Origin of the sequence: Chlorobaculum parvum NCIB 8327 (assembly GCF_000020505.1) — a bacterium.
GTDB classification, from domain to species: Bacteria; Bacteroidota; Chlorobiia; order Chlorobiales; family Chlorobiaceae; genus Chlorobaculum; species Chlorobaculum parvum_A.
Map to the genome: position 1 here is coordinate 1,800,002 of NC_011027.1, position 19,364 is coordinate 1,819,365.

A 19,364-nucleotide genomic window follows, 5' to 3' on the forward strand; every position below is an offset into this window, starting at 1 on the left:
TCATGGCCGACACCTCCGCAACAATACCGGAAAAGCCCGCACGCGAAACACTTGCTGAAAAGCTCGCCTCGCTGCCAACTTCGCCCGGCGTGTACCGGTTCAGCAATGCGGCAGGCACGGTGATCTATGTCGGCAAAGCACGAAACCTGCGCAACCGGGTTCGCTCCTACTTCAACAGTCAGGGGCGCCAGCCGGGCAAAACCGCCGTGCTGGTGAGCCACATCGCCGATCTGAACGTCATCATCACCTCATCGGAGGTCGAGGCGCTGATTCTCGAAAACAACCTCATCAAGGAGCTGAAGCCGCGCTACAACGTCAACCTCAAGGATGACAAAAGCTACCCCTACGTGGTCATCACCAACGAGCGGTTCCCGCGCATTTTTCTGACGCGGCAGGTTCGGCGTGACGGCTCGCAGTACTTCGGCCCCTACACCGAAGCTTCCCAGCTCCGGCTGATTCTCGACCTAATCGGCTCGATCTTTCCGGTGAGAAGCTGCAAATACAAGCTCACCGAAGAGGCGGTCGCAGCAGGCAAGTACCGGGTCTGCCTCGACTACCACATCCACAAATGCAAAGGGCCGTGCGAAGGGCTGCAATCGGAGGAGGAGTACCAGGCGATGATCCGCGAGATCGTCACCCTTCTCAAAGGAAAAACCTCGGCGCTTGTGCGCGACCTGACTGCCGAAATGCAGCAGAAAGCCGCGGAATTGAAGTTCGAGGAAGCGGCCACGCTGAAAGCACAGATCGAAGGACTGAAGCGTTACGCCGAACGGCAGAAGGTGGTAAGCAACGAACCGGTTGACCGCGACGTATTCGCCATAGCGACCGGCGAGGAGGACGCCTGCGGGGTGATCTTCCGCATCCGCGAGGGCAAGCTCATCGGCTCGCGCCACACCTATCTGACCAACACCGGCAACACGCCGCTGCCGAACCTGCTCGCCTCGTTCCTCGAACACTACTACCTGGAAACGCCCGACCTTATCCCGCAGGAGATATTCCTGCAAGCCGAGCTGCCGGAGGAGGAGCTTGAAGCGCTGCGCCAGCTCCTCGCATCACGCCAGACCGGGCAGCGGCAGGTGCGCTTCACGGTACCGCGCATCGGTGAAAAGGCGCAGCTCATCGCCATGTGCCTCGACAACGCCGAGCACCACCTGCACGAATTCATGGTGCAGAAGCGGCTCCGCGGCGAGATGTCGCGCAAGTCACCAGCTCTTGAATCACTCAAGCAGGTGCTGCATCTCGACAAGCTTCCCGAACGGATCGAGTGCTTCGACAACTCGCATTTTCAGGGCACCGATTACGTCAGCTCGATGGTCACCTTCGTCTTAGGCAAACCGAAAAAATCGGATTACCGAAAGTTCAAACTGAAAAGCTTCGAGGGCTCGGACGACTACGCCGCCATGCAAGAAGCGGTCACCCGGCGCTACAGCGGAACACTTGCCGAGGAGCTGCCGATGCCCGATCTGGTGCTCATCGACGGCGGCAAGGGGCAGGTCAACGTAGCCTGGAAAGCCTTGCAGGAACTCGGCATCGACGTCCCGGTGGCAGGCCTGGCCAAACGGCTCGAAGAGATTTTCGTACCGAACGAGCGCGACCCGTACAACCTGCCGAAAACCTCCCCGGCGCTCAAGCTTTTGCAACAATTGCGTGACGAAGCGCACCGCTTCGCCATCACCTACCACCGCAAGCTCCGGAGCGACCGGACCATCCGCACCGAGCTGACCGGCATCAAGGGTGTGGGCGAAAAAAGCGCCGAAAAGCTGCTGAGCCGCTTCGGATCTGTCGAAACCGTCGCAAAAGCCTCGATCGAAGAACTTTCTGAAGTAACCGGAAGAAAAACTGCCGAAAGCATTTACCGCTATTTCCGGCAGCAGGATGCCGATCAACCATAAACGCACCTTCCGGAAAGGGCTCTTTTTTTGAAAAAAAATCTGCTATATTTTCTCGTGTGATTTTTTATGATCGTGAAAGCTTGAAAAAGCGTGTATGAGTCTGCTTGATTTTTTTGATGATGACCAGAACTATTCGGCGGAAGATTTTCCATACCGTCCGGAAGGGGATTCCGACCCCGATTTAATCCACGATCCCGAAGAACTGATCGACCTGATCGCCCGCCTCAACGAAGAGGGCGTGTACGATCAGTCGCTTGTTGCAGCCCGCCGACTTGAAGAACTCGCCCCATACAATGCGGAAACCTGGTTTCACCTGGGCAACAGCCTGACGCTCAACAGCCTGTTTGACGAAGCGCTCGAAGCGTTCCAGCACGCCATGGTGCTCAGCCCCGCAGATAGCGAAATGACCCTCAACCTCGCGCTGGCGTACTTCAATACCGGAAAGCTCGAAGAGGCGCTCGATGAAATCGACAGGGTCGTGACCGATTCGACCACCGAAAAGGAGACGCACTTCTATCGTGGGCTCATTCTCCAGCGACTCGAACGGTTCGATGAGGCCGAAGGCCATTTCAGCCACAGCCTCAGCTTCGACCCGGAGTTCGCCGAGGCCTGGTACGAGCTGGCTTATTCGCGCGATATCCTCGGCAAGCTGGACGAAGCCCTCGTCGCTTACGACAAAGCCATCGATCTCGATCCGTACAACATCAACGCCTGGTACAACAAGGGCCTTGTACTGAGCAAGCTCAAACGCTACAGCGAAGCGCTTGAGGCTTACGACATGGCGCTGGCCATTTCGGACGATTTCAGCTCGGCATGGTACAACCGCGCCAATGTGCTGGCCATCACAGGCAGAATCGAAGAGGCTGCCGAAAGCTATTCGAAAACCCTTGAGATCGAACCGGACGAAATCAACGCGCTCTACAATCTCGGCATCGCAAGGGAAGAGCTCGAAGAGTACGAACAGGCCATCGCCTGCTACAACCGCTGCATCGAGCTGAACCCCGAGTTCGCCGACGCCTGGTTCGCGCTCGCCTGCTGCTACGAAGCTCAGGAAAAGTACGAAGCGTCCCTGGAGTCCATCGGCCATGCACTTTCGGAAATACCGGAAAGCCTCGACTTCCTTCTGCTCAAGGCGGAGATCGAATACAACCTCGGTCGGCTCGACCAGTCACGCCGCACCTACGAAACCATCATCCCGCTGGAGCCGGAAAGCCCACAGATCTGGCTCGACTATGCGATGGTGCTGCGCGAGGCCGGTGCAATGGACGACTCCATCCGCGCCCTCGAAGAGTCCATCTCGCTGCAACCGTTCTCGGCGGAAGCGCACTTCGAGATCGCCGCAACCTACTTCGCGATGGGCGACAATCAGAGCACGGTCAAGGCGCTCAGCAAAGCCTTCAAGATCGATCCTGACAAGAAGCAGCTCTTCCAGAGCACCTTCCCTGAACTTTATCAGCAGGATGCGGTGCGCAGGCTGCTCGACATTTCCTGAACCGAAGGTTCAACGCTCCTCGTGTCAAAACGGCAGGCAATAAAGGTTTTCGGACTCATCGGCAGGAATGTCGATTACTCGTGGTCGCCGCTGATTCACAACACGGCGTTTCAGGCCCTCGGACTTCCCAGCATCTATACCATCTTCAATATCGCCGCTCCGGAACTGGTGGGCAACGCCCTCACCGGAGCTCGCGCGCTCGGCATCGCCGGGTTCAACGTCACCATTCCGTACAAGAAAACCGTCGTCCCATTCCTTGACGAGCTGTCACCGGAAGCGCAGGCCATCGGCGCGGTGAACACCATCGTTAACGACAATGGCCGCCTGACTGGGCACAATACCGACATCGCCGGATTCGCCGCGCCGCTGCTGCCGATGGCGGAGCAAATTCACGGCAAGCCGGTCTGCATCTTCGGAAATGGCGGAGCTGCCCTCGCCGCTGTCGAGGCGTTTCGACTCCACTTCCACCCTTCGTCGGTACGGCTCATGGTTCGGAATCTCGAAAAAGCCGAAGCGATGCTCGAAGGGTACGCACACCGCGAGCTGGTCGAGCCCTGCCTGACCGCAGAGCTTGACACGCCGGATGGCGAACGGCTACTCGGCGAGTGCTGCGTCATCGTCAACGCAACGCCCATCGGCACAGCCGGGCGGAGTGACGCCATCCAAAGCGTCGTACCAGCGAGACGCAAGCTGCTGCACGAAGGCCAGATCGTCTATGATATGGTGTACAATCCGCTCGAAACGCCACTGCTCGCCGAAGCACGCGCAGCTGGCGCCGAGACCATTTCGGGCATCGAGATGCTCATCGGCCAGGCAGCCCGCTCCTTCTCGATCTGGACTGGTCAGGAGATGCCCGTCGACACCGTCAGAAAAACCGTGCTCGACGAAATCGAAATCAGCGTAAATGTCTGATCCAGTGGTTTGAAAATCAGCCCTGGTGATGATATTTTACGTTTTGAATGCACGATACACCCGTCCCCAACATTAACACTCTTTTCAATGGTACAATTTTACCTCCTGACGTTGGTATTCATCGTCGTCGATCGCTTCGCAAAACTATTTGCGATCAACGTACTAAGAGACCTCCCCAACGGGATCGTGCTCGTACCGGACTGGTTCAAACTTATGTACGCCGAAAACCTTGGCATTGCTTTCGGGTTGCGATTACTACCGCCCGAAGGCATTCTGCTGTTAGCCCTCGCTATCTCCGCTGGGCTAACTTGGTATGTCTGGATATCGCAAAACCGCAGCCCGTTGTTCATCTTAACCTTCGCGCTCATCCTGGGCGGAGGTCTCGGCAACCTCATTGACCGCTTAATATTCGGCCATGTTGTTGACTTCATCTATTTCGATATTTACCAAGGAACACTTTTCGGCAAATACGTATCGCTCTGGCCGATCTTCAACATCGCCGATGCGTGCATCACCATCGGCGCGTGCCTGCTGTTTTTCTTTCACGATAAGATTTTCAACCCGCGATAACCATGACGTCGTCCTCCCTGGCCGACATCCACTGCCACCTCTCGTTCCCGGAGTTCGACGAAGACCGCGAGCAGGTGATCGAGCGGCTCCGGGAGGCGGGCGTCGGACTACTCATCGATCCCGGCACCTGCGCTGAATCGAGCCGTCGTTCGATCGAACTTGCCGACCGCTACGATTTTATCTACGCCAATGTCGGCCTGCATCCGCATGAGGTAACCGCTCAACTGAGCCCGGATCGTTATGATGAGCTTGAAACATTGGCACGATCGGAAAAGGTGGTCGGCATCGGCGAGATCGGGCTCGACTATCACTGGCCAGACCACCATCCGGAAGCTCAGCAGGAGGCGTTTCGCGAAATGCTCCGCATGGCTACTCGCCTGGACCTGCCGGTGGTGATCCACTGCCGCGACGCCTGGCCCGACATGCTGCGCATCCTCGGCGAAGAGCGCTCGTCAGCGCTGAGAGGCGCAATGCACTGCTTTTCGGGAGACATCGAAATGGCGCAACACTGCATCGAGCTCGGCCTGAAACTCTCGATTCCCGGCATCGTTACCTACAAGAAATCGACCCTGCCCGAAGTGGTACAGGCCGTCGGTCTGGATGACCTGCTTTCCGAAACCGACGCCCCCTACCTTGCGCCGGTTCCCAAACGAGGCAAACGGAACGAACCGGCATTCGTGAAGCACACCGTCAACAAAATCGCCGACCTTCGTCCTGAGCCGTTCGAAGAGGTCACCGGAGCCCTGTTCAGCAATGCAAAAGAGCTGTTCGCCATTGCGTAACTGATGCTATGGCCGGATTTTGAAATTCATGGTAACTTACGTAGGTTGATCGACGCCAGCAGCCGGAAAACGGCTGGGCGACCTGCCAGAAAACGAGATCACAGAACAACATGAACACCACGCAGAACAAGAACGCGTTTGATGATTCAACGCTGGCCGACGGCTGGCTTGAAATCGTCATGCTCCATAAAAATAAAATCATCATCCTCGTCTCGGTCATTCTGCTTGCGGCGGGCGGAAGTTTCTACTGGTTACAGAAGAGCCGCGTCGATGAACAGCAGGCCTCGGCTGCACTGTCGAAGCTCATCCCTGCTATCGAAGTGGCAAGCGAAACCGGCGATACTGACAACGCGAAGCTGGTAAGCAACATGCAAACCATCATCAAGCGCTGGGGCTACACGCCGAGCGGCAACAAAACCAGGCTTTATCTGGCAACGCTTTGGTACAACAATGGCAAGACCAGTGAAGCGCTTGCGCTCTACGAAAAGGTCAAGAGCGACAACAAGGATCTCCAAGCCGCAGCAATCGCCGGAGCTGCCGCCTGCCACGTGCAGGACAAGCAATTCACCAAAGCCGCAACCGCATACGCAAAAGCATCGGAAACGGCTGAAAACGAAGCCCTCAAGGCGATGTACCTCAACAAGGCCGCAGACAGTTACGTGCTTGACGAGCAACCTGCCGAAGCGGTCAAACAGCTTGAAAAGGTCATCAAATCCTGGCCCGAAACCAGCTCGGCTGTGGTCGCCAACCGCACTCTCTGGCGTCTTGAAGGCGCAGGCGTCCCGATTCCGCAACTCTGAATTTTTCCGACACTCAAACAGCAGAACATGCCAGCACAATTCATTATCAAGACCAGCATGGGAGACATTGCGATCTCCCTGTACGACGACACCCCGCAGCACCGCGACAACTTCATCAAACTCGTTGACGAAAAATACTACGACGGCATCCGGTTCCACCGGGTCATCGAGGGCTTCATGATCCAGTCGGGCGATCCGCTCTCCCGCCACGACGACAAACGCATGATGCACGGCACCGGCGGCCCCGAGTACCGCGTTCCGGCTGAAATCAAGCACTCCAACAAGAAAGGAACGCTTGCCGCCGCGAGGGATAACAACCCGCAGAAAGCCTCGTCGGGCAGCCAGTTCTACATCAACCAGGCCGACAACAACTTCCTCGATGGCGAGTACACCGTGTTCGGCGTCGTTGAGTCCGGAATCGACGTGGTCGATGCGATTGCGGCTGTCGATACCGACATGCGCGACAACCCGATCAAACCGGTCACCATCGAAACTATCACCCCGGTAACCGCCTGAACGAACCTGTCATGGAAAGCATCTCCTCGAACCTCGCCGCCGTCAGGGAACAGATCGCCGAGGCCTGCCGCAAAGCGGGCCGAAGTGTGGATGAGGTCACTCTCATCGCCGTTTCCAAAACCAAAAGTGCCGCCGCCGTACGCAAAGCATGGGAGGCTGGACAGCGGGAGTTCGGGGAGAGCTATGTGCAGGAGTTCCTCGAAAAGTGCGAAGCGCCCGAGCTGTCGGGCCTGCCGGTTTCGTGGCACTTCATCGGACACCTCCAGTCCAACAAGGTTCGTCAGATCGTCGACAAGGTGACGATGGTGCACGGCATCGACAAGGTTTCGACCGCCGAGGAGCTGTCCAAACGCGCGGTTCAGCACGGGCTGAACGTCGATTTCCTGCTTGAAGTGAACGTGTCGCGCGAAGGCACGAAGTACGGCCTCGGTCCCGACTCGGTGTTGCAGGCCGCCGAAGAGTGCTTCGCTCTGCCGAACGTGCGCCTGCGCGGACTGATGACCATCGCCTCGCCCGATCCGGACACCGCACGCCGCGAATTCTCGGAGCTGCGCGAAACCCTCGACATGATCCGCAACAACGCTCCCGAACCAGCCGCGCTCTCCGAGCTTTCGATGGGCATGAGCGGCGATTTCGAGGAAGCCATCCTCGAAGGCGCCACCATGATCCGCATCGGAACGGCAATTTTCGGATGGCGATAAATGGATAATTGAAAGAGCTGGCCTCCTCACTTGCTCTTGTTGCATTTATCCACTGTCAACTGTCAATTATCAACTCCTCCCCGCCTTTCATCTCTCCCCGTAGCTGCTTATATTTAATGTCTTTTTTGCATGCCGTTTTAAATCCATCAAAACCACAGGGAATATCATGACTGAACAAAGGCAGAAAATCCGGGAAGCCGTTGAATTCATCAGAAAAAAAACTACGGCTGAATATCCGGTAGGTATCGTGCTCGGAACCGGCCTTGGCGGACTGGTCAAGGAGATCGAAATCGATTTTTCGCTCGATTATGCCGACATTCCCTATTTTCCGATTTCGACGGTTGAAACCCATCACGGCAAGCTGATTTTCGGCACCCTCGCTGGCAAGAAGGTCGTTGCCATGCAGGGCCGTTTCCACTACTACGAAGGCTACTCGATGACGCAGATCGTCTTCCCGATCAGGGTCATGAAGCAGCTCGGCATGAAGACCCTCGGCATCACCAACGCCTGCGGTGGCATGAACCCCGGCTACAGCAAAGGCGACATCATGCTCATCGACGACCATATCAACCTGCTCGGCGGCAACCCGCTGATCGGCCCGAACGATCCTGAAATGGGCCCCCGCTTCCCCGACATGTGCGCTCCCTACTCGCCGAGAATCCTCGAAATCGCAGAGAAAGTGGCACTCGAAAATGGCATCAAGGTGCAGCGCGGTGTTTACGTCGCCGTCTCTGGCCCGTGCCTCGAAACCCGCGCCGAGTACCGCATGCTCAGGACGCTGGGCGCTGACGTGGTCGGCATGTCCACCGTACCGGAAGTGATCGCCGCCGTGCACCAGGGCACCGAGGTGTTCGGCATGTCCATCGTCACCGACGAGTGCTTCCCGGACTGCCTCGTTCCTGTCGGTATCGAAGAGATCATCGAAGTCTCCAACCGCGCCGAGCCGAACATGACCACCATTTTCAGGAACGTCGTAGCCAATCTTTAATCCTTAACAAGGCAATACCTGTTCTCTCATGATAGACGCTATCTCATTTAAAAACGGCACTTTCCGTTACCTCGACCAGCGCTTCCTGCCCCTGCAGGAGATCCATGTTGAAACGAAGGATCACCAGGAAGCCATCGAAGCCATCAAAACCCTCGCCGTGCGCGGCGCTCCGCTTATCGGCGCTTCGGCAGGCTACACGGTCGTGCTCGGCATCAACGAATACACGGGCGACAAGGCAGGCTTCCCGGCCTATTTCGAGAAGCTGATCGCCGATGTGAACGCTTCGCGCCCGACCGCCGTAAACCTCTTCTTCGCCACGAAAAAAATGCAGGAGGTTTATGACGCCAACTTCGAGAACGATTCGCTCGAAACGCTCTTCGCGAAGATGACCGACATGGCGCACAAAATCTACAACGACGAAGTCGACAACTGCGACAAGATCGCGCGCCACGGCGTCGATCTCATCAAGCAGGATTTCGCCGAGGTGCTCAAGACCCGCAAGCTCAACGTACTCACCCACTGCAACACCGGCACGCTCGCCTGCTGCGGCATCGGTACGGCGCTTGGCGTCATCCGCTTGGCGTATCAGGAAGGGCTGATCGAGCGCGTGATTTCCGCCGAGAGCCGCCCGCTCTTGCAGGGCCTGCGCCTCACCGCCTGGGAACTGGAACATGATGGCATTCCGTTCGCCTCGATTTCCGACTCTTCGTCGGCGATTCTGATGCAGCGTGGCATGATCGACTTTGCCGTCACCGGCGCTGACCGCATCACGGCCAACGGCGACACGGCCAACAAGATCGGTACCTTCGCCCACGCCATCAGCGCGAAGTACCACGGGCTGCCGTTCTACATCGCGGCTCCGGTCTCGACCATCGACATCACCATGGCCGAAGGCTCGGAGATTCCGATCGAAGAGCGCAACGCCGACGAACTGCGCCAGATCTTCGGCACGCAGGTCGCCACCCCGACCACCCCGGTGGTGAACTATGCTTTCGACGTCACCCCCGGCACCCTCATCCGCGGCATCATCACCGAGAAAGAGGCCGTCGTGGGCAACTACAACGAAGGACTGACCAGGGTCGTCAACGGCTGAACCGGTCTGGACTGACAAGATCGATAGGCAACAAGGCTCCCTCACAAAGGGGGCCTTGTGCGTTTACGGCTTCAGCCACCAGCCTGTCGCCGGGACAGATTCATCTTTCATGAACAAGATCGTTTCCGTACTTTTGATAAACGATTGTTATCATATCTGTACTTTGTACTGTTGCCGCCACCATTCAGTCACTGAGGACATCCCTGATCCTGCGCTTTCCCGCTTTTGAAAGAGTTGTCGCCAGCATCTTTCCGAAACCGGAAAAAACAGTCGAACAGTCGTGCCCTCTCACGCCATCTTATCAACCAGAACTCTTGAGGAGAAGGGCATGAACGATTCCGGTTATGATTACTCCATCGTGCGGGGTTTCGCCTATTCGGCGCTCTTCTGGCTCATCGTAGGGCTGATTATCGGGCTCTGGATAGCGTTCGAGATGTTCGATCCGTCGCTGAACCTGACGCCCTGGCTCAGCTTCGGACGCCTGCGCGTGGTGCACACCAACGGCCTCGGCGTCGGCTTCGGGCTTTCAGGCATCTTCGCTACCGCTTACTACATGCTCCAGCGCCTGACGCGCACCCCGCTGCCCTTCCCCCGTCTGGCCAAGGCGCAGATGTACTTCTTCAACCTCATCATCGCTGCTGCCGCCGTCACCCTCATGGCGGGCATGAACACCACCAAGGAGTATGCCGAACTCGAATGGCCGCTTGACATCGCCGTGGTGGTCATGTGGGTAATGTTCGCCATCAACGTTTTCGCCATTTTGATCAAGCGCCGCGAAGAGCAGATGTACATTTCGCTCTGGTACCTGATCGCCATGACCGTAACCATCGCGGTGCTCTACATCGTCAACAACCTCGAAATTCCGGTCACGCTCTTCAAATCGTACAGCATCTACGCAGGTAACAACGATGCCAATGTGCAGTGGTGGTACGGCCACAACATCGTGGGCTTCATCTTCACCGTGCCGATCCTGGCCATGTTCTACTACTTCCTGCCCAAGGCCACGGGCCTGCCGATCTACAGCCACCGGCTCTCGATCGTCTCGTTCTGGTCGCTGATCTTCGCCTACCTCTGGACGGGCGCGCACCACCTGATGCTCACCCCGCTGCCGGAGTGGATCCAGACGGTGGCCATCGCCTTCAGCATCTTTCTGATCGCGCCGTCGTGGGGTTCGGTGGTGAACGGCTACTACACCCTGCAGGGCAACTGGGAGCAGATGCGCACCAATTATCTGACCAAATTCTTCATTCTCGGCATCACCTTCTACGGCCTCCAGACCTTGCAGGGCCCGCTGCAGGGACTCCGGACGCTCAACGCCTTCTTCCACTACACCGATTGGGTGATCGGCCACGTACATATGGGCACGATGGGCTGGGTGACGATGATTATCTCGGCCTCGTTCTACTACATGATCCCGAGAATCAGCGGTCGTGAGCTTTACAGCATCAAACTGGCGAACATTCACTTCTGGCTGATTCTCGTCGGCCAGCTCGCCTGGACCATCACCATGTGGATCGGCGGCATCCAGCAGGGCGCGATGTGGAAAGCCACCAATCCCGACGGATCGCTCATGTACAGCTTCCTCGACGGGCTGACATCGCTCTATCCCTATTACCGGATGCGCTTTGCCGCCGGACTGGTCTATTTCGCCGGCATCCTGATTTTTGCCTGGAACATTTTCCAGACGGTCAGGCAAGCACCGCAAACCACTGAAACCGCCGAAGCATAACGTTTAAATTCAGGAGTTCTGATCATGGGAATCAATTCCAAGCCGCTGCTCTTTGCGGTTGTCTCCGCACTGGTCATCCTCGTCGGAACGGTGGTGACGGTGTTCGTGCCGATGTTCATGCCTTCGACCCAGCCGGTGAGCCGGTTCGTCAAGCCCTACACGGCCATCGAGCAGGAGGGGCGCGACCTCTATATTCGGGAAGGGTGCAACAACTGCCACACCCAGACCGTCCGGCCGCTCCGCACCGAGGTGCTGCGGTACGGCGAGTACTCGAAAGCCGAGGAGTTCGCCTGGGATCGCCCGTTCCTCTGGGGGTCGCGCCGCACGGGCCCCGACCTGAACCGTGTCGGCGGCAAATACCCCGATTCGTGGCACTACAAGCACATGCACAGCCCGCAGTCGATGTTCGCGCTCTCCAACATGCCGCCCTACGGCTGGCTCGCCGCCAACAAGCTCGACACCTCGAACTCGTACAGAAAGTGCGAAATCCTCGGCTACGGCTACAGCGAAGCAGAGGTACAGCAACAAATCGCCGACTACAAGCAGCGCGTAACCTCGCCGGAGTACGACTCTAAAGCCACCCGCGACCTGGTAACGCCACCGGCCCTGCAGAGCGAGCTGACCGAAATGGACGCCATCATCGCCTACCTGCAGAAGCTCGGGCGCGACGTCAAGGCAATGGGGGCGCAACAATGAATTGGGAACAGATCGCTTACGTTGCCTTCACCATAATGCTTGCGCTCGTCATGGCAGGAATCATTCTCTATTACTACAACCCGAAGCGCAAGAAAAAGGTCGAGGAACCGAAGTTCCGGATGCTGGACAAGGACGAAGAAGAGCAAGAGCATCAACGGTAAAACACCTTTATAACCCACATCGACAGCAGGAGAGCAGCATGAACGATTCCGGAGTACCGCACGAAGGCCACAACAAAATCCCGAAAGGGTGGATGGCCTTTTTTATCGGCATGATCATCTTTCTCGTCTGGTACATCGCCTCCTTCACCCCCGCCATTTCGGGCTGGTCGTTCTACAAGATTTTCGAGGATGAAATGAAGGCCGGTAAGCAAAAGGCGGTGGCGGCGGCCTCCTCATCCGATCCGGGCCGCTATATCGGCAAGACCGATGCGATCGCGGCTGGCAAGGCGGAGTTCGAGACCAGTTGCGCCGCCTGCCACATGGCCGACGCCAGCGGCGGAATCGGCCCGAACCTCAAGACAAAGCTCAAGTTCGGCTCGACGCCCGCAGACCTCTACGAATCGATTGCCAACGGTCGTCCGGGCGGCATGCCGCCGTTCGGCCAGCAGCTTGGCAACGACAAGGTCTGCAAAATCATATCCTTCATCGAAAGCCTGCGATGACCTGTGCCGCGCCGCCGCCCACGGAACCAATTCCAGAGCGGCGGCGTCTTCTAAAAGAAAAGTATTCCGTCGCTCCAACCCTCTGAACCAACTCCCCCGATCACCATGCAACCTGTCTGGAGACGATACCGGCGAGCGGCGGCAATCGCGCAGGCCATTCTGCTGACCGGGCTTCCGTTCCTGAAAATCAACGGACAGAGTGCCCTGCGGTTCGACATCGGTGAACTGAACCTCTATTTCTTCGGCACGATCATCCGGATCGGCGACTTCTACCTTATCCTCGCGGCAACGCTCTTCCTGCTGTTTTTCATCGCTACGGTCACGGTGATCTTCGGAAGGGTCTGGTGCGGCTGGCTCTGCCCCCAGACCGTACTGCTCGACCTGACCGGCAGCTTGGCGACGATCATCGGGCAGAAGCACCGCAACCTTATCGGCAAGCTGGTGCTCGTACCGCTTTCGGCGCTGGTGTCCATCACCATGATCTGGTACTTCGTGCCCCCGGCTGAGGCAATCGCCGGGCTCTTTTCATCGCCGTTAATTGCGGGATTTTTCATCGTACTCTGGGCGCTGGTGTGGATGGAACTGGCCCTGCTCGGCAGGGGGTTCTGCACCTCGATCTGCCCCTACGCCATGATGCAGAACGCGCTGTTCGACAAGGATACGCTGGTGATCGAATACGACAAGTCGCGCGACTCGACCTGCATGAAGTGCGACGACTGCGTGCGCGCCTGCCCGGTCGGCATCGACATCAAGGAGGGGCTCAGCAACCGCTGCATCGCCTGCGCCGAGTGCATCGACGCCTGCTGGCTGAAGAGCAGCAAACGCGACCTTCCGCCCTTCCCGAACTACAAAGGCCGGATCATGCGCCCGAAAACCTTCCTGCTCGGCGGTCTGACGGCAGCCTCGGCGCTGGTGGTCGTGCTGCTCTTCGCCATGCGCCCGCCGGTTGAATTCACCCTCAGCCGTGTGCAGGAGCCACTGCCCGCTGGTCTGAACCGCTACGCCTACACGATCTACAACAACAGCAGCAAGCCGCTTGAACTCGAACTCGACGCCCCGGAAGGCATCACGCTCATCGGTGAGCGCACCATCTCGATCGCGCCTTTCGGCGTCATCCGGAACAAAGTACTGCTCCGGGCGAGCGGAAAACCCGACGAAGTATCGCTGACCCTGCACGGCGACGGCATCAGCATCACAAAGGAGGCCGGATTTTTATGAAACTCTTCATCGCGGCACTCTACGGGCTGTTTCTCGTAGCCATGATCAGCGGGATTTTCATTGCATTCCGCACCTCCGAGGGACTTGTCGAAAGCGATTATTACCTTAAACAGAAACGCTGGTTCAGCCAGAAAAGTGAGGAAAGAAAGCGTGGCATCGGCATCGAAGCGCCGGCATCGATCCGGCAGGGCGAAAACGAGCTGACCTTCGTGCTCACCGAAGGCGGCAAGCCGCTGAAAAACGCCAAAATCCAGCTCTTTATCGGCAACATCTCCAGCAAGTCGGGTGACCAGACCTGCCCGATGTACGAAACAGCTCCGGGAGTCTATCAGGCCAAAGCGTTCGTGGCATCGGCAGGCAAATGGCTGGTCAGGCTCGACTTCGAATCATCAACTCTCAACAGCAGCAGATCATGGTTTTACGACGTTCATTGATGCTTGCTCCGATCGCCCTCTTCGCCGCAATGACGCTCAATAGCGCCGCGCTCAAAGCAGAGCAGATCGGCGACAGCAACATCCTGCACACCGCCCCCTGCACGAAGCAGGCCGGAGAGCGGCAGGTAACGCTCGACATCAACCCGAAGCCGGTCAGGCACATGCAGGAACTGACCTTCAGAGTGAACGCAGAACCGGCCAAGGGGCTTCCCGCAACCCTTGTGATCGACCTCTCCATGCCGGGCATGATGATGGGCAAAAACCAGGTCACCCTTAAGCGGCAGGCGGACGGCGCATGGGTCGGCAAAGGGCTGATCGTCAAGTGCATGAGTGGCCGCAAACTCTGGCAGGCGACCATCCTCTCGCCGGAACTCGGCAATCCCGCGTTCACCTTCAATGTCCGTGACTGAACGGCGAAACAAAGAAAAGCTCCACTGCGACCACTGCCAGCAGGAGATGGAATACTCGGCAGCCGTCACAGCAGTGATCGACGGGCAAACACGATACTTCTGCTGCCACGGCTGCCTCGGCGTCTATGAACTGATTCACAGCGAGTCGCTCGACGCCTTCTATCAGCAGCGCTGCGACTGGCAACCGGGCCGCCCGGCGTTCGGCAAAGTGGATGCGCGGGAATTCGAAGGTAACGTTCGCAACGACGGCTCGTCCAGCAAGATCGATCTGCTGCTCTCGGGCATCCGCTGCGCCTCGTGCGTCTGGCTGGTTGAAAAGGCGCTGGCGCGGCTCGACGGCATCGTCTCGGCGAGGGTAAACTACGCAACCCACCGGGCGACTATCCAGTGGCGTACCGGCGAGATCACCCTTGAGACGATCCTGAACACCCTCGCAGGCCTTGGCTACCTTCCACGCCCGGTCCGGCATGGTGCGCAGGTCGAGGCGTTCACGGAGGAAAAGCGCGACCTGCTGCTGCGCTTCGGCACGGCGGGCTTCTTTTCGATGCAGTTGATGCTCATCATCGCCGCGCTCTACGCAGGCTTTTTTCAGGGCATCGAAACCACCTACCGCCTGACTTTCCAGATTATTTCCTGGGCGTTGGCCACGCCGGTGGTCTTCTACTCCGGCTGGCCATTCATCTCCAACGCCCTGCGCTCGCTACGAAACCGATCGCTGAACATGGACGCGCTGGTGGCGCTCGGCTCGCTCTCGGCCTACTTCTACAGCGTGGCGATGATCTTCACCGGCGGCGAAGTGTTCTTTGACACCTCGGCGATGATTATCACCTTCATCCTGCTCGGTCGATTCCTCGAAGCCGGTTCGCGTTTGAAGGCGGGCAGCGCTCTCGCGGCACTGGCCGACCTGCAACCATCCGAAGCGCTGCTGGTCGGAGAGGATGGGCACGCAGCCCCGGCACCACTCGAACAGATCAACGCAGGCGCGGTGATCGAGGTTCTACCCGGCGGACGGGTGCCGCTGGACGGCACGGTGACGGCAGGCGAGTCGGATGTCGATGAGTCGATGCTCACCGGCGAGTCAGCGCCCGTAGCCAAAGCGCCGGGCAGCACGGTCTATGCGGGCACGCTGGCCATCACCGGACGCCTGCTGGTGTCGGTCACGGGCAATGCGCACGAAACGCTGCTGTCTGGCATCATCCGCACCGTCGAGGAGGCGCAGGCGCGCAAAGCCCCGATCCAGGGCGTGGCCGACCGCGTTGCTGGATGGTTCGTGCCAGCGATCATCCTTCTTGCGGCCGGCACCTTCGCTTGGTGGCGGATTGACGGAGCGCCGACGGTAACGGCGCTCATGACCGCCGTTTCGGTGCTGGTGATCGCCTGCCCCTGCGCGCTGGGGCTTGCAACGCCGCTGGCGATCCTCGTCGGCACCACGGCGGTCAGCCGCAAAGGCATCCTCGTCAAGGGTGGCGATATTTTCGAAACCGTCTCCAAAACCACCACCGTCGTGCTCGACAAAACCGGCACCATCACGCGCGGCAAGCCGTCCGTGACCGACACTTTCGACTACGGCATTTCCAACCGTTTCATGCAGTGCTGCGCCTCGCTCGAAGCGTGGTCGAGCCATCCGGCCGGTCAGGCAATCACCGACGCATGGCTCGGCGAGAGGCTGCCGCTCGACGGACTCCGGGTGATTCCCGGCATGGGAGTCTCAGGAAAAATCGAGGGCGAAACGTGGCTTGCAGGTTCACGCGTCCTGCTCGAAAAGAAAGGGGTGACGCTCGACGACAAATGCCTCGAAACCACCGACCGGCTCGAAGCCGAGGGGAAGACCACGGTGCTCGTCGCCTGCAACGGCCATGTGGCAGGCCTCTTCGGCCTGATCGACGACCTGCGCGACGATGCCGAACGGATGATCGAGGCACTCCGGGCGCAAGGACTGGGGCTGATGATCCTCACCGGCGACAACGCTGGCGTAGCACGCTACATCGCCGAAAAATGCGGCATCACGCAAGTGCGCTCCGGCCTCGATCCGCTCGGCAAGGCCGAAGCGATCAGGGAGCTGAAGCGCTCGGGCGAAACCGTGCTGATGGCCGGGGACGGCATCAACGACGCCCCGGCGCTTACTGAAGCCGACACTGGCGTCTCGTTCGGCACGGCCACGGCGGTGGCGATCGACAGCGCCGGAGTGACCATCATGAACGACGATTTGACGCTGCTCGACACGCTCGTCGCCCACTCTCGCCGCTGCTTCGCCATCATCCGCCAGAACCTCGCCTGGGCGTTCGGCTACAACCTGATCGCCCTGCCGCTGGCCGTCACCGGCGTGCTGCACCCGATTGTTTCAGCGCTCCTCATGGCAACCAGTTCGCTCGTAGTGGTCAGTAACTCGCTCCGACTCCGAAAACTCTGAACCTGCAATCATGGCAAGCACCTTCTTTCTCATAGGCATCGGCTTCGTCATCGGCCTTGCCGGATGGGCTCTCTTCCTCTGGGCAGTACGCAGCGGACAGCTTGACGATCCGGAAGCGCCCAAGTACCGTATGCTCGATGATGACGACGAGGTGCAGAACAAGCCGAAGAAAATGGACAAGTGATTCCAACTCCAGATCATTCATGCATCAATAAAATGCCGTTTCCTCGTCATTGCCGCGCAGGCGGGAATCCAGAATCTGAAACAAGCGTATGGATTCCCGCTTTCGCGGGAATGACGGACTGAAATGCCACAAGCCCGATAATGATGCATATTTGTTATGGAATGGAATAAAAAAGGCAAGTGCAAGAACGATTTCGATCAATACAATGGAGGAATAAACCATCGCAACCATGAAAAGTGAACTGCTTGCAATGCTGCTGGCCGGACTGGCGGGCGGCTTCGGCCACTGCATCGGCATGTGCGGGCCGCTGGTTGCGGCGCTCTCGCTCGGCCAGCACAAGCCCGGCCTCGGGCACCATCTGCTCTACAACCTCGGACGGGTGACGACCTACACCATCCTCGGTGCGGTGGTCGGCGTAACCGGATCGTTCCTGTCGCTCGCCTCCTCGATCGACCCGATCCAGACTGCGGTCATGGCGCTCTCAGGCCTCTTCATCGTGCTGATGGGTCTGGCCTCTGCTGGCTGGCTGCCCTTTGGTCAGCGCCTGATGAGCTGCAACCCCTCCACACCGTTCATCAGGAAGACAGTGGAACTGTTCAGAAGCCCGGCCTCAGCAGGCGCCTGGTTTCCACTCGGCATCGTGCTCGGCTTCCTGCCCTGCGGCCTCACCTACACCGCCCTGCTCGCCGCTGCCCGAGCCGCGATGGACGCTCCCGACCACTTTGCAGGTATGGTGCTGGGCGCGCTCATGATGCTGCTTTTCGGCATCGGCACTGCCCCGGCGCTGCTACTCGTCGGCAAAACTGCAACCCTGATCGGCGAAAAGACCCGCCAGCGCCTCTACCGCCTGGCAGGCATCATCATGATCCTCACCGGCATCTGGTTCATCTACGGCGCATTTCGAGGTTAGCGTCTCTCATCCAGATCCAGATTAAAATCGCTATCGAGATCGGATTTGAAAATCAAGCGCTGACGCTCCGAGAATTCAAAGACACAAACATGAACGACGAGCAGGCCGCCGGTGTTTTCTTCACAAAACTGCTCGAATAGCACATCGCTGCGACTCGAAAAAAGTCTATGGACTCACCGGGGCAACAGCAACAACAGGAGAAAAGCATGAGCGAATCCGGAAAATCGAAAGGATGGCTGGTCATCTCTTTCGGTATCCTTGTTTTGACCATCGTGTATGTGGTCTTTCAACCCCCGCAAAATACAGAGGTTCTGCCCCGGAAAATCGATCCGGAGGTGATGGGAGCTCTCGAACAGAGTACAGCAACGGAGACCACAGCCGGTCCGGGGCGGTACATCGACAATCCCGACGCCATCGCCGCAGGCAAGGCTGAATATGAAACCCACTGCGCCGCCTGCCACCTGAGCGACGCCAGAGGAGCCATCGGCCCGAACCTCAGAAAACGCCTCAAATTCGGCTCGACCCCTGAAAAAATCTACAAGTCGATCGAGAAAGGCCGACCAGCCGGTATGCCCGCATTTGGCAAACAGCTCAGCAACGACAAAATCAGCAAGATCATCGCCTACATTGAAAGTCTGCGGTGAACTGCTGCATCCATCGTTCTGGAAAAATAAGCCCCAAAACGATGGATATTTGCGAACTAACCGTTCGGTTGATTCATCGATAAACTGAGCATCTCTGGCACCAGCTCATTCATTCAAATCTATTTCGACAACGAGAAAAACGACAATACCGATCTGGACAACTCCTCTCTGACCACACTTTTTAACGGAAAAACCTACGACCTCCCGCACCCGTAACAATCGTTAAAATAAAAAAATAGCCTCATCAGTGAATTTTTCAGCCTCACGCGAGGTTTTGGAAATCGTTATCACTCATAACAACCACACATCAACCATTCAT

General features: G+C 58.0%; 22 protein-coding genes. 21 read left to right on the plus strand and 1 reads right to left on the minus strand.

The features are described 5' to 3' along the window. The first annotated feature begins 2 nt into the window (after positions 1-2). The 19 genes from uvrC to ccoS all read left to right on the plus strand — a co-directional run bounded on the left by uvrC (position 3) and on the right by ccoS (position 17,491). Positions 3-1,892: an excinuclease ABC subunit UvrC gene (uvrC, locus tag CPAR_RS08345; protein WP_012502875.1), complete on the plus strand. Its 1,890-nt coding sequence runs from the start codon at positions 3-5 to the stop codon at positions 1,890-1,892. Positions 1,893-1,986: 94 nt separating this feature from the next. Beyond that, positions 1,987-3,384, plus strand: coding sequence for a tetratricopeptide repeat protein (locus CPAR_RS08350; protein ID WP_012502876.1), 1,398 nt, complete (start codon positions 1,987-1,989; stop codon positions 3,382-3,384). Positions 3,385-3,405: 21 nt separating this feature from the next. Further along, positions 3,406-4,296, plus strand: coding sequence for a shikimate dehydrogenase (locus CPAR_RS08355; protein ID WP_012502877.1), 891 nt, complete (start codon positions 3,406-3,408; stop codon positions 4,294-4,296). Between the two features lie 87 nt (positions 4,297-4,383). Continuing rightward, positions 4,384-4,866 (plus strand): signal peptidase II, encoded by a 483-nt coding sequence (lspA, locus tag CPAR_RS08360; RefSeq protein ID WP_012502878.1) that lies wholly within the window; start codon positions 4,384-4,386, stop codon positions 4,864-4,866. Between the two features lie 2 nt (positions 4,867-4,868). After that, a complete protein-coding gene (locus tag CPAR_RS08365; protein ID WP_012502879.1) occupies positions 4,869-5,648 on the plus strand; it encodes a TatD family hydrolase in 780 nt (259 codons plus the stop codon). A 110-nt stretch (positions 5,649-5,758) separates the two neighbouring features. Next, positions 5,759-6,448, plus strand: coding sequence for a tetratricopeptide repeat protein (locus tag CPAR_RS08370; RefSeq protein ID WP_012502880.1), 690 nt, complete (start codon positions 5,759-5,761; stop codon positions 6,446-6,448). Positions 6,449-6,475: 27 nt separating this feature from the next. After that, positions 6,476-6,964: a peptidylprolyl isomerase gene (locus CPAR_RS08375; protein ID WP_012502881.1), complete on the plus strand. Its 489-nt coding sequence runs from the start codon at positions 6,476-6,478 to the stop codon at positions 6,962-6,964. 11 nt (positions 6,965-6,975) lie between these two features. Further along, positions 6,976-7,665, plus strand: coding sequence for a YggS family pyridoxal phosphate-dependent enzyme (locus tag CPAR_RS08380; RefSeq protein WP_012502882.1), 690 nt, complete (start codon positions 6,976-6,978; stop codon positions 7,663-7,665). 166 nt (positions 7,666-7,831) lie between these two features. Continuing rightward, positions 7,832-8,653, plus strand: a complete 822-nt coding sequence (locus CPAR_RS08385; RefSeq protein WP_012502883.1) for a purine-nucleoside phosphorylase — start codon at positions 7,832-7,834, stop codon at positions 8,651-8,653. 28 nt (positions 8,654-8,681) lie between these two features. Further along, positions 8,682-9,746 (plus strand): S-methyl-5-thioribose-1-phosphate isomerase, encoded by a 1,065-nt coding sequence (gene mtnA / locus CPAR_RS08390; protein WP_012502884.1) that lies wholly within the window; start codon positions 8,682-8,684, stop codon positions 9,744-9,746. Between the two features lie 328 nt (positions 9,747-10,074). Beyond that, on the plus strand, positions 10,075-11,475 hold the full coding sequence (locus CPAR_RS08395; protein ID WP_012502885.1) for a cbb3-type cytochrome c oxidase subunit I: 1,401 nt from the start codon (positions 10,075-10,077) through the stop codon (positions 11,473-11,475). 24 nt (positions 11,476-11,499) lie between these two features. Further along, entirely contained in the window at positions 11,500-12,171 is a 672-nt protein-coding gene (gene ccoO, locus CPAR_RS08400) for a cytochrome-c oxidase, cbb3-type subunit II (protein WP_012502886.1), read from the plus strand. Beyond that, entirely contained in the window at positions 12,168-12,332 is a 165-nt protein-coding gene (locus CPAR_RS10825) for a cbb3-type cytochrome c oxidase subunit 3 (RefSeq protein WP_012502887.1), read from the plus strand. The genes ccoO and CPAR_RS10825 overlap by 4 nt, the downstream gene beginning before the upstream one ends. Before the next feature lie 38 nt (positions 12,333-12,370). Beyond that, positions 12,371-12,835, plus strand: a complete 465-nt coding sequence (locus CPAR_RS08405; RefSeq protein ID WP_012502888.1) for a c-type cytochrome — start codon at positions 12,371-12,373, stop codon at positions 12,833-12,835. Between the two features lie 105 nt (positions 12,836-12,940). Next, the gene (locus tag CPAR_RS08410) at positions 12,941-14,053 is read left to right on the plus strand and encodes a 4Fe-4S dicluster domain-containing protein (RefSeq protein WP_012502889.1); all 1,113 of its coding nucleotides are present in this window, start codon (positions 12,941-12,943) and stop codon (positions 14,051-14,053) included. Beyond that, positions 14,050-14,487 carry a FixH family protein gene (locus CPAR_RS08415; RefSeq protein WP_012502890.1) on the plus strand — a complete coding sequence of 146 codons (438 nt, stop codon included), beginning with the start codon at positions 14,050-14,052 and terminating at the stop codon, positions 14,485-14,487. Before CPAR_RS08410 ends, CPAR_RS08415 begins: the two co-directional genes overlap by 4 nt. Further along, positions 14,466-14,897: a hypothetical protein gene (locus tag CPAR_RS08420; RefSeq protein ID WP_041466340.1), complete on the plus strand. Its 432-nt coding sequence runs from the start codon at positions 14,466-14,468 to the stop codon at positions 14,895-14,897. Before CPAR_RS08415 ends, CPAR_RS08420 begins: the two co-directional genes overlap by 22 nt. Then, on the plus strand, positions 14,884-17,307 hold the full coding sequence (locus CPAR_RS08425; RefSeq protein ID WP_012502892.1) for a heavy metal translocating P-type ATPase: 2,424 nt from the start codon (positions 14,884-14,886) through the stop codon (positions 17,305-17,307). The genes CPAR_RS08420 and CPAR_RS08425 overlap by 14 nt, the downstream gene beginning before the upstream one ends. 10 nt (positions 17,308-17,317) lie before the next feature. Further along, a complete protein-coding gene (gene ccoS, locus CPAR_RS08430; RefSeq protein WP_012502893.1) occupies positions 17,318-17,491 on the plus strand; it encodes a cbb3-type cytochrome oxidase assembly protein CcoS in 174 nt (57 codons plus the stop codon). A gap of 24 nt (positions 17,492-17,515) precedes the next feature. Here the strand turns inward: ccoS and CPAR_RS11085 are convergent, their stop codons facing one another. Then, positions 17,516-17,722: a hypothetical protein gene (locus tag CPAR_RS11085; protein WP_156773420.1), complete on the minus strand. Its 207-nt coding sequence runs from the start codon at positions 17,720-17,722 to the stop codon at positions 17,516-17,518. Between CPAR_RS11085 and CPAR_RS08435 the strand changes: the two genes are divergently transcribed. Both CPAR_RS08435 and CPAR_RS08440 read left to right on the plus strand, forming a co-directional pair. Further along, the gene (locus CPAR_RS08435) at positions 17,721-18,401 is read left to right on the plus strand and encodes a sulfite exporter TauE/SafE family protein (RefSeq protein WP_012502894.1); all 681 of its coding nucleotides are present in this window, start codon (positions 17,721-17,723) and stop codon (positions 18,399-18,401) included. The two genes, CPAR_RS11085 and CPAR_RS08435, sit on opposite strands and share 2 nt — an antisense overlap. A 206-nt stretch (positions 18,402-18,607) precedes the next feature. Beyond that, the gene (locus CPAR_RS08440; RefSeq protein ID WP_012502895.1) at positions 18,608-19,045 is read left to right on the plus strand and encodes a c-type cytochrome; all 438 of its coding nucleotides are present in this window, start codon (positions 18,608-18,610) and stop codon (positions 19,043-19,045) included. The last annotated feature ends 319 nt before the right edge of the window (positions 19,046-19,364 follow it).

What these genes read in the sequence shown, in the direction of transcription:
- uvrC (WP_012502875.1), top strand. Translation starts at nt 3, where the DNA reads ATGGCCGACACCTCCGCAACAATACCGGAAAAGCCCGCACGCGAAACA.
- CPAR_RS08350 (WP_012502876.1), top strand. Translation starts at nt 1,987, where the DNA reads ATGAGTCTGCTTGATTTTTTTGATGATGACCAGAACTATTCGGCGGAA.
- lspA (WP_012502878.1), top strand. Translation starts at nt 4,384, where the DNA reads ATGGTACAATTTTACCTCCTGACGTTGGTATTCATCGTCGTCGATCGC.
- CPAR_RS08365 (WP_012502879.1), top strand. Translation starts at nt 4,869, where the DNA reads ATGACGTCGTCCTCCCTGGCCGACATCCACTGCCACCTCTCGTTCCCG.
- CPAR_RS08370 (WP_012502880.1), top strand. Translation starts at nt 5,759, where the DNA reads ATGAACACCACGCAGAACAAGAACGCGTTTGATGATTCAACGCTGGCC.
- CPAR_RS08375 (WP_012502881.1), top strand. Translation starts at nt 6,476, where the DNA reads ATGCCAGCACAATTCATTATCAAGACCAGCATGGGAGACATTGCGATC.
- CPAR_RS08380 (WP_012502882.1), top strand. Translation starts at nt 6,976, where the DNA reads ATGGAAAGCATCTCCTCGAACCTCGCCGCCGTCAGGGAACAGATCGCC.
- CPAR_RS08385 (WP_012502883.1), top strand. Translation starts at nt 7,832, where the DNA reads ATGACTGAACAAAGGCAGAAAATCCGGGAAGCCGTTGAATTCATCAGA.
- mtnA (WP_012502884.1), top strand. Translation starts at nt 8,682, where the DNA reads ATGATAGACGCTATCTCATTTAAAAACGGCACTTTCCGTTACCTCGAC.
- CPAR_RS08395 (WP_012502885.1), top strand. Translation starts at nt 10,075, where the DNA reads ATGAACGATTCCGGTTATGATTACTCCATCGTGCGGGGTTTCGCCTAT.
- ccoO (WP_012502886.1), top strand. Translation starts at nt 11,500, where the DNA reads ATGGGAATCAATTCCAAGCCGCTGCTCTTTGCGGTTGTCTCCGCACTG.
- CPAR_RS10825 (WP_012502887.1), top strand. Translation starts at nt 12,168, where the DNA reads ATGAATTGGGAACAGATCGCTTACGTTGCCTTCACCATAATGCTTGCG.
- CPAR_RS08405 (WP_012502888.1), top strand. Translation starts at nt 12,371, where the DNA reads ATGAACGATTCCGGAGTACCGCACGAAGGCCACAACAAAATCCCGAAA.
- CPAR_RS08410 (WP_012502889.1), top strand. Translation starts at nt 12,941, where the DNA reads ATGCAACCTGTCTGGAGACGATACCGGCGAGCGGCGGCAATCGCGCAG.
- CPAR_RS08415 (WP_012502890.1), top strand. Translation starts at nt 14,050, where the DNA reads ATGAAACTCTTCATCGCGGCACTCTACGGGCTGTTTCTCGTAGCCATG.
- CPAR_RS08420 (WP_041466340.1), top strand. Translation starts at nt 14,466, where the DNA reads ATGGTTTTACGACGTTCATTGATGCTTGCTCCGATCGCCCTCTTCGCC.
- CPAR_RS08425 (WP_012502892.1), top strand. Translation starts at nt 14,884, where the DNA reads ATGTCCGTGACTGAACGGCGAAACAAAGAAAAGCTCCACTGCGACCAC.
- ccoS (WP_012502893.1), top strand. Translation starts at nt 17,318, where the DNA reads ATGGCAAGCACCTTCTTTCTCATAGGCATCGGCTTCGTCATCGGCCTT.
- CPAR_RS08435 (WP_012502894.1), top strand. Translation starts at nt 17,721, where the DNA reads ATGAAAAGTGAACTGCTTGCAATGCTGCTGGCCGGACTGGCGGGCGGC.
- CPAR_RS11085 (WP_156773420.1), bottom strand. Translation starts at nt 17,722, where the DNA reads ATGGTTGCGATGGTTTATTCCTCCATTGTATTGATCGAAATCGTTCTT.
- CPAR_RS08440 (WP_012502895.1), top strand. Translation starts at nt 18,608, where the DNA reads ATGAGCGAATCCGGAAAATCGAAAGGATGGCTGGTCATCTCTTTCGGT.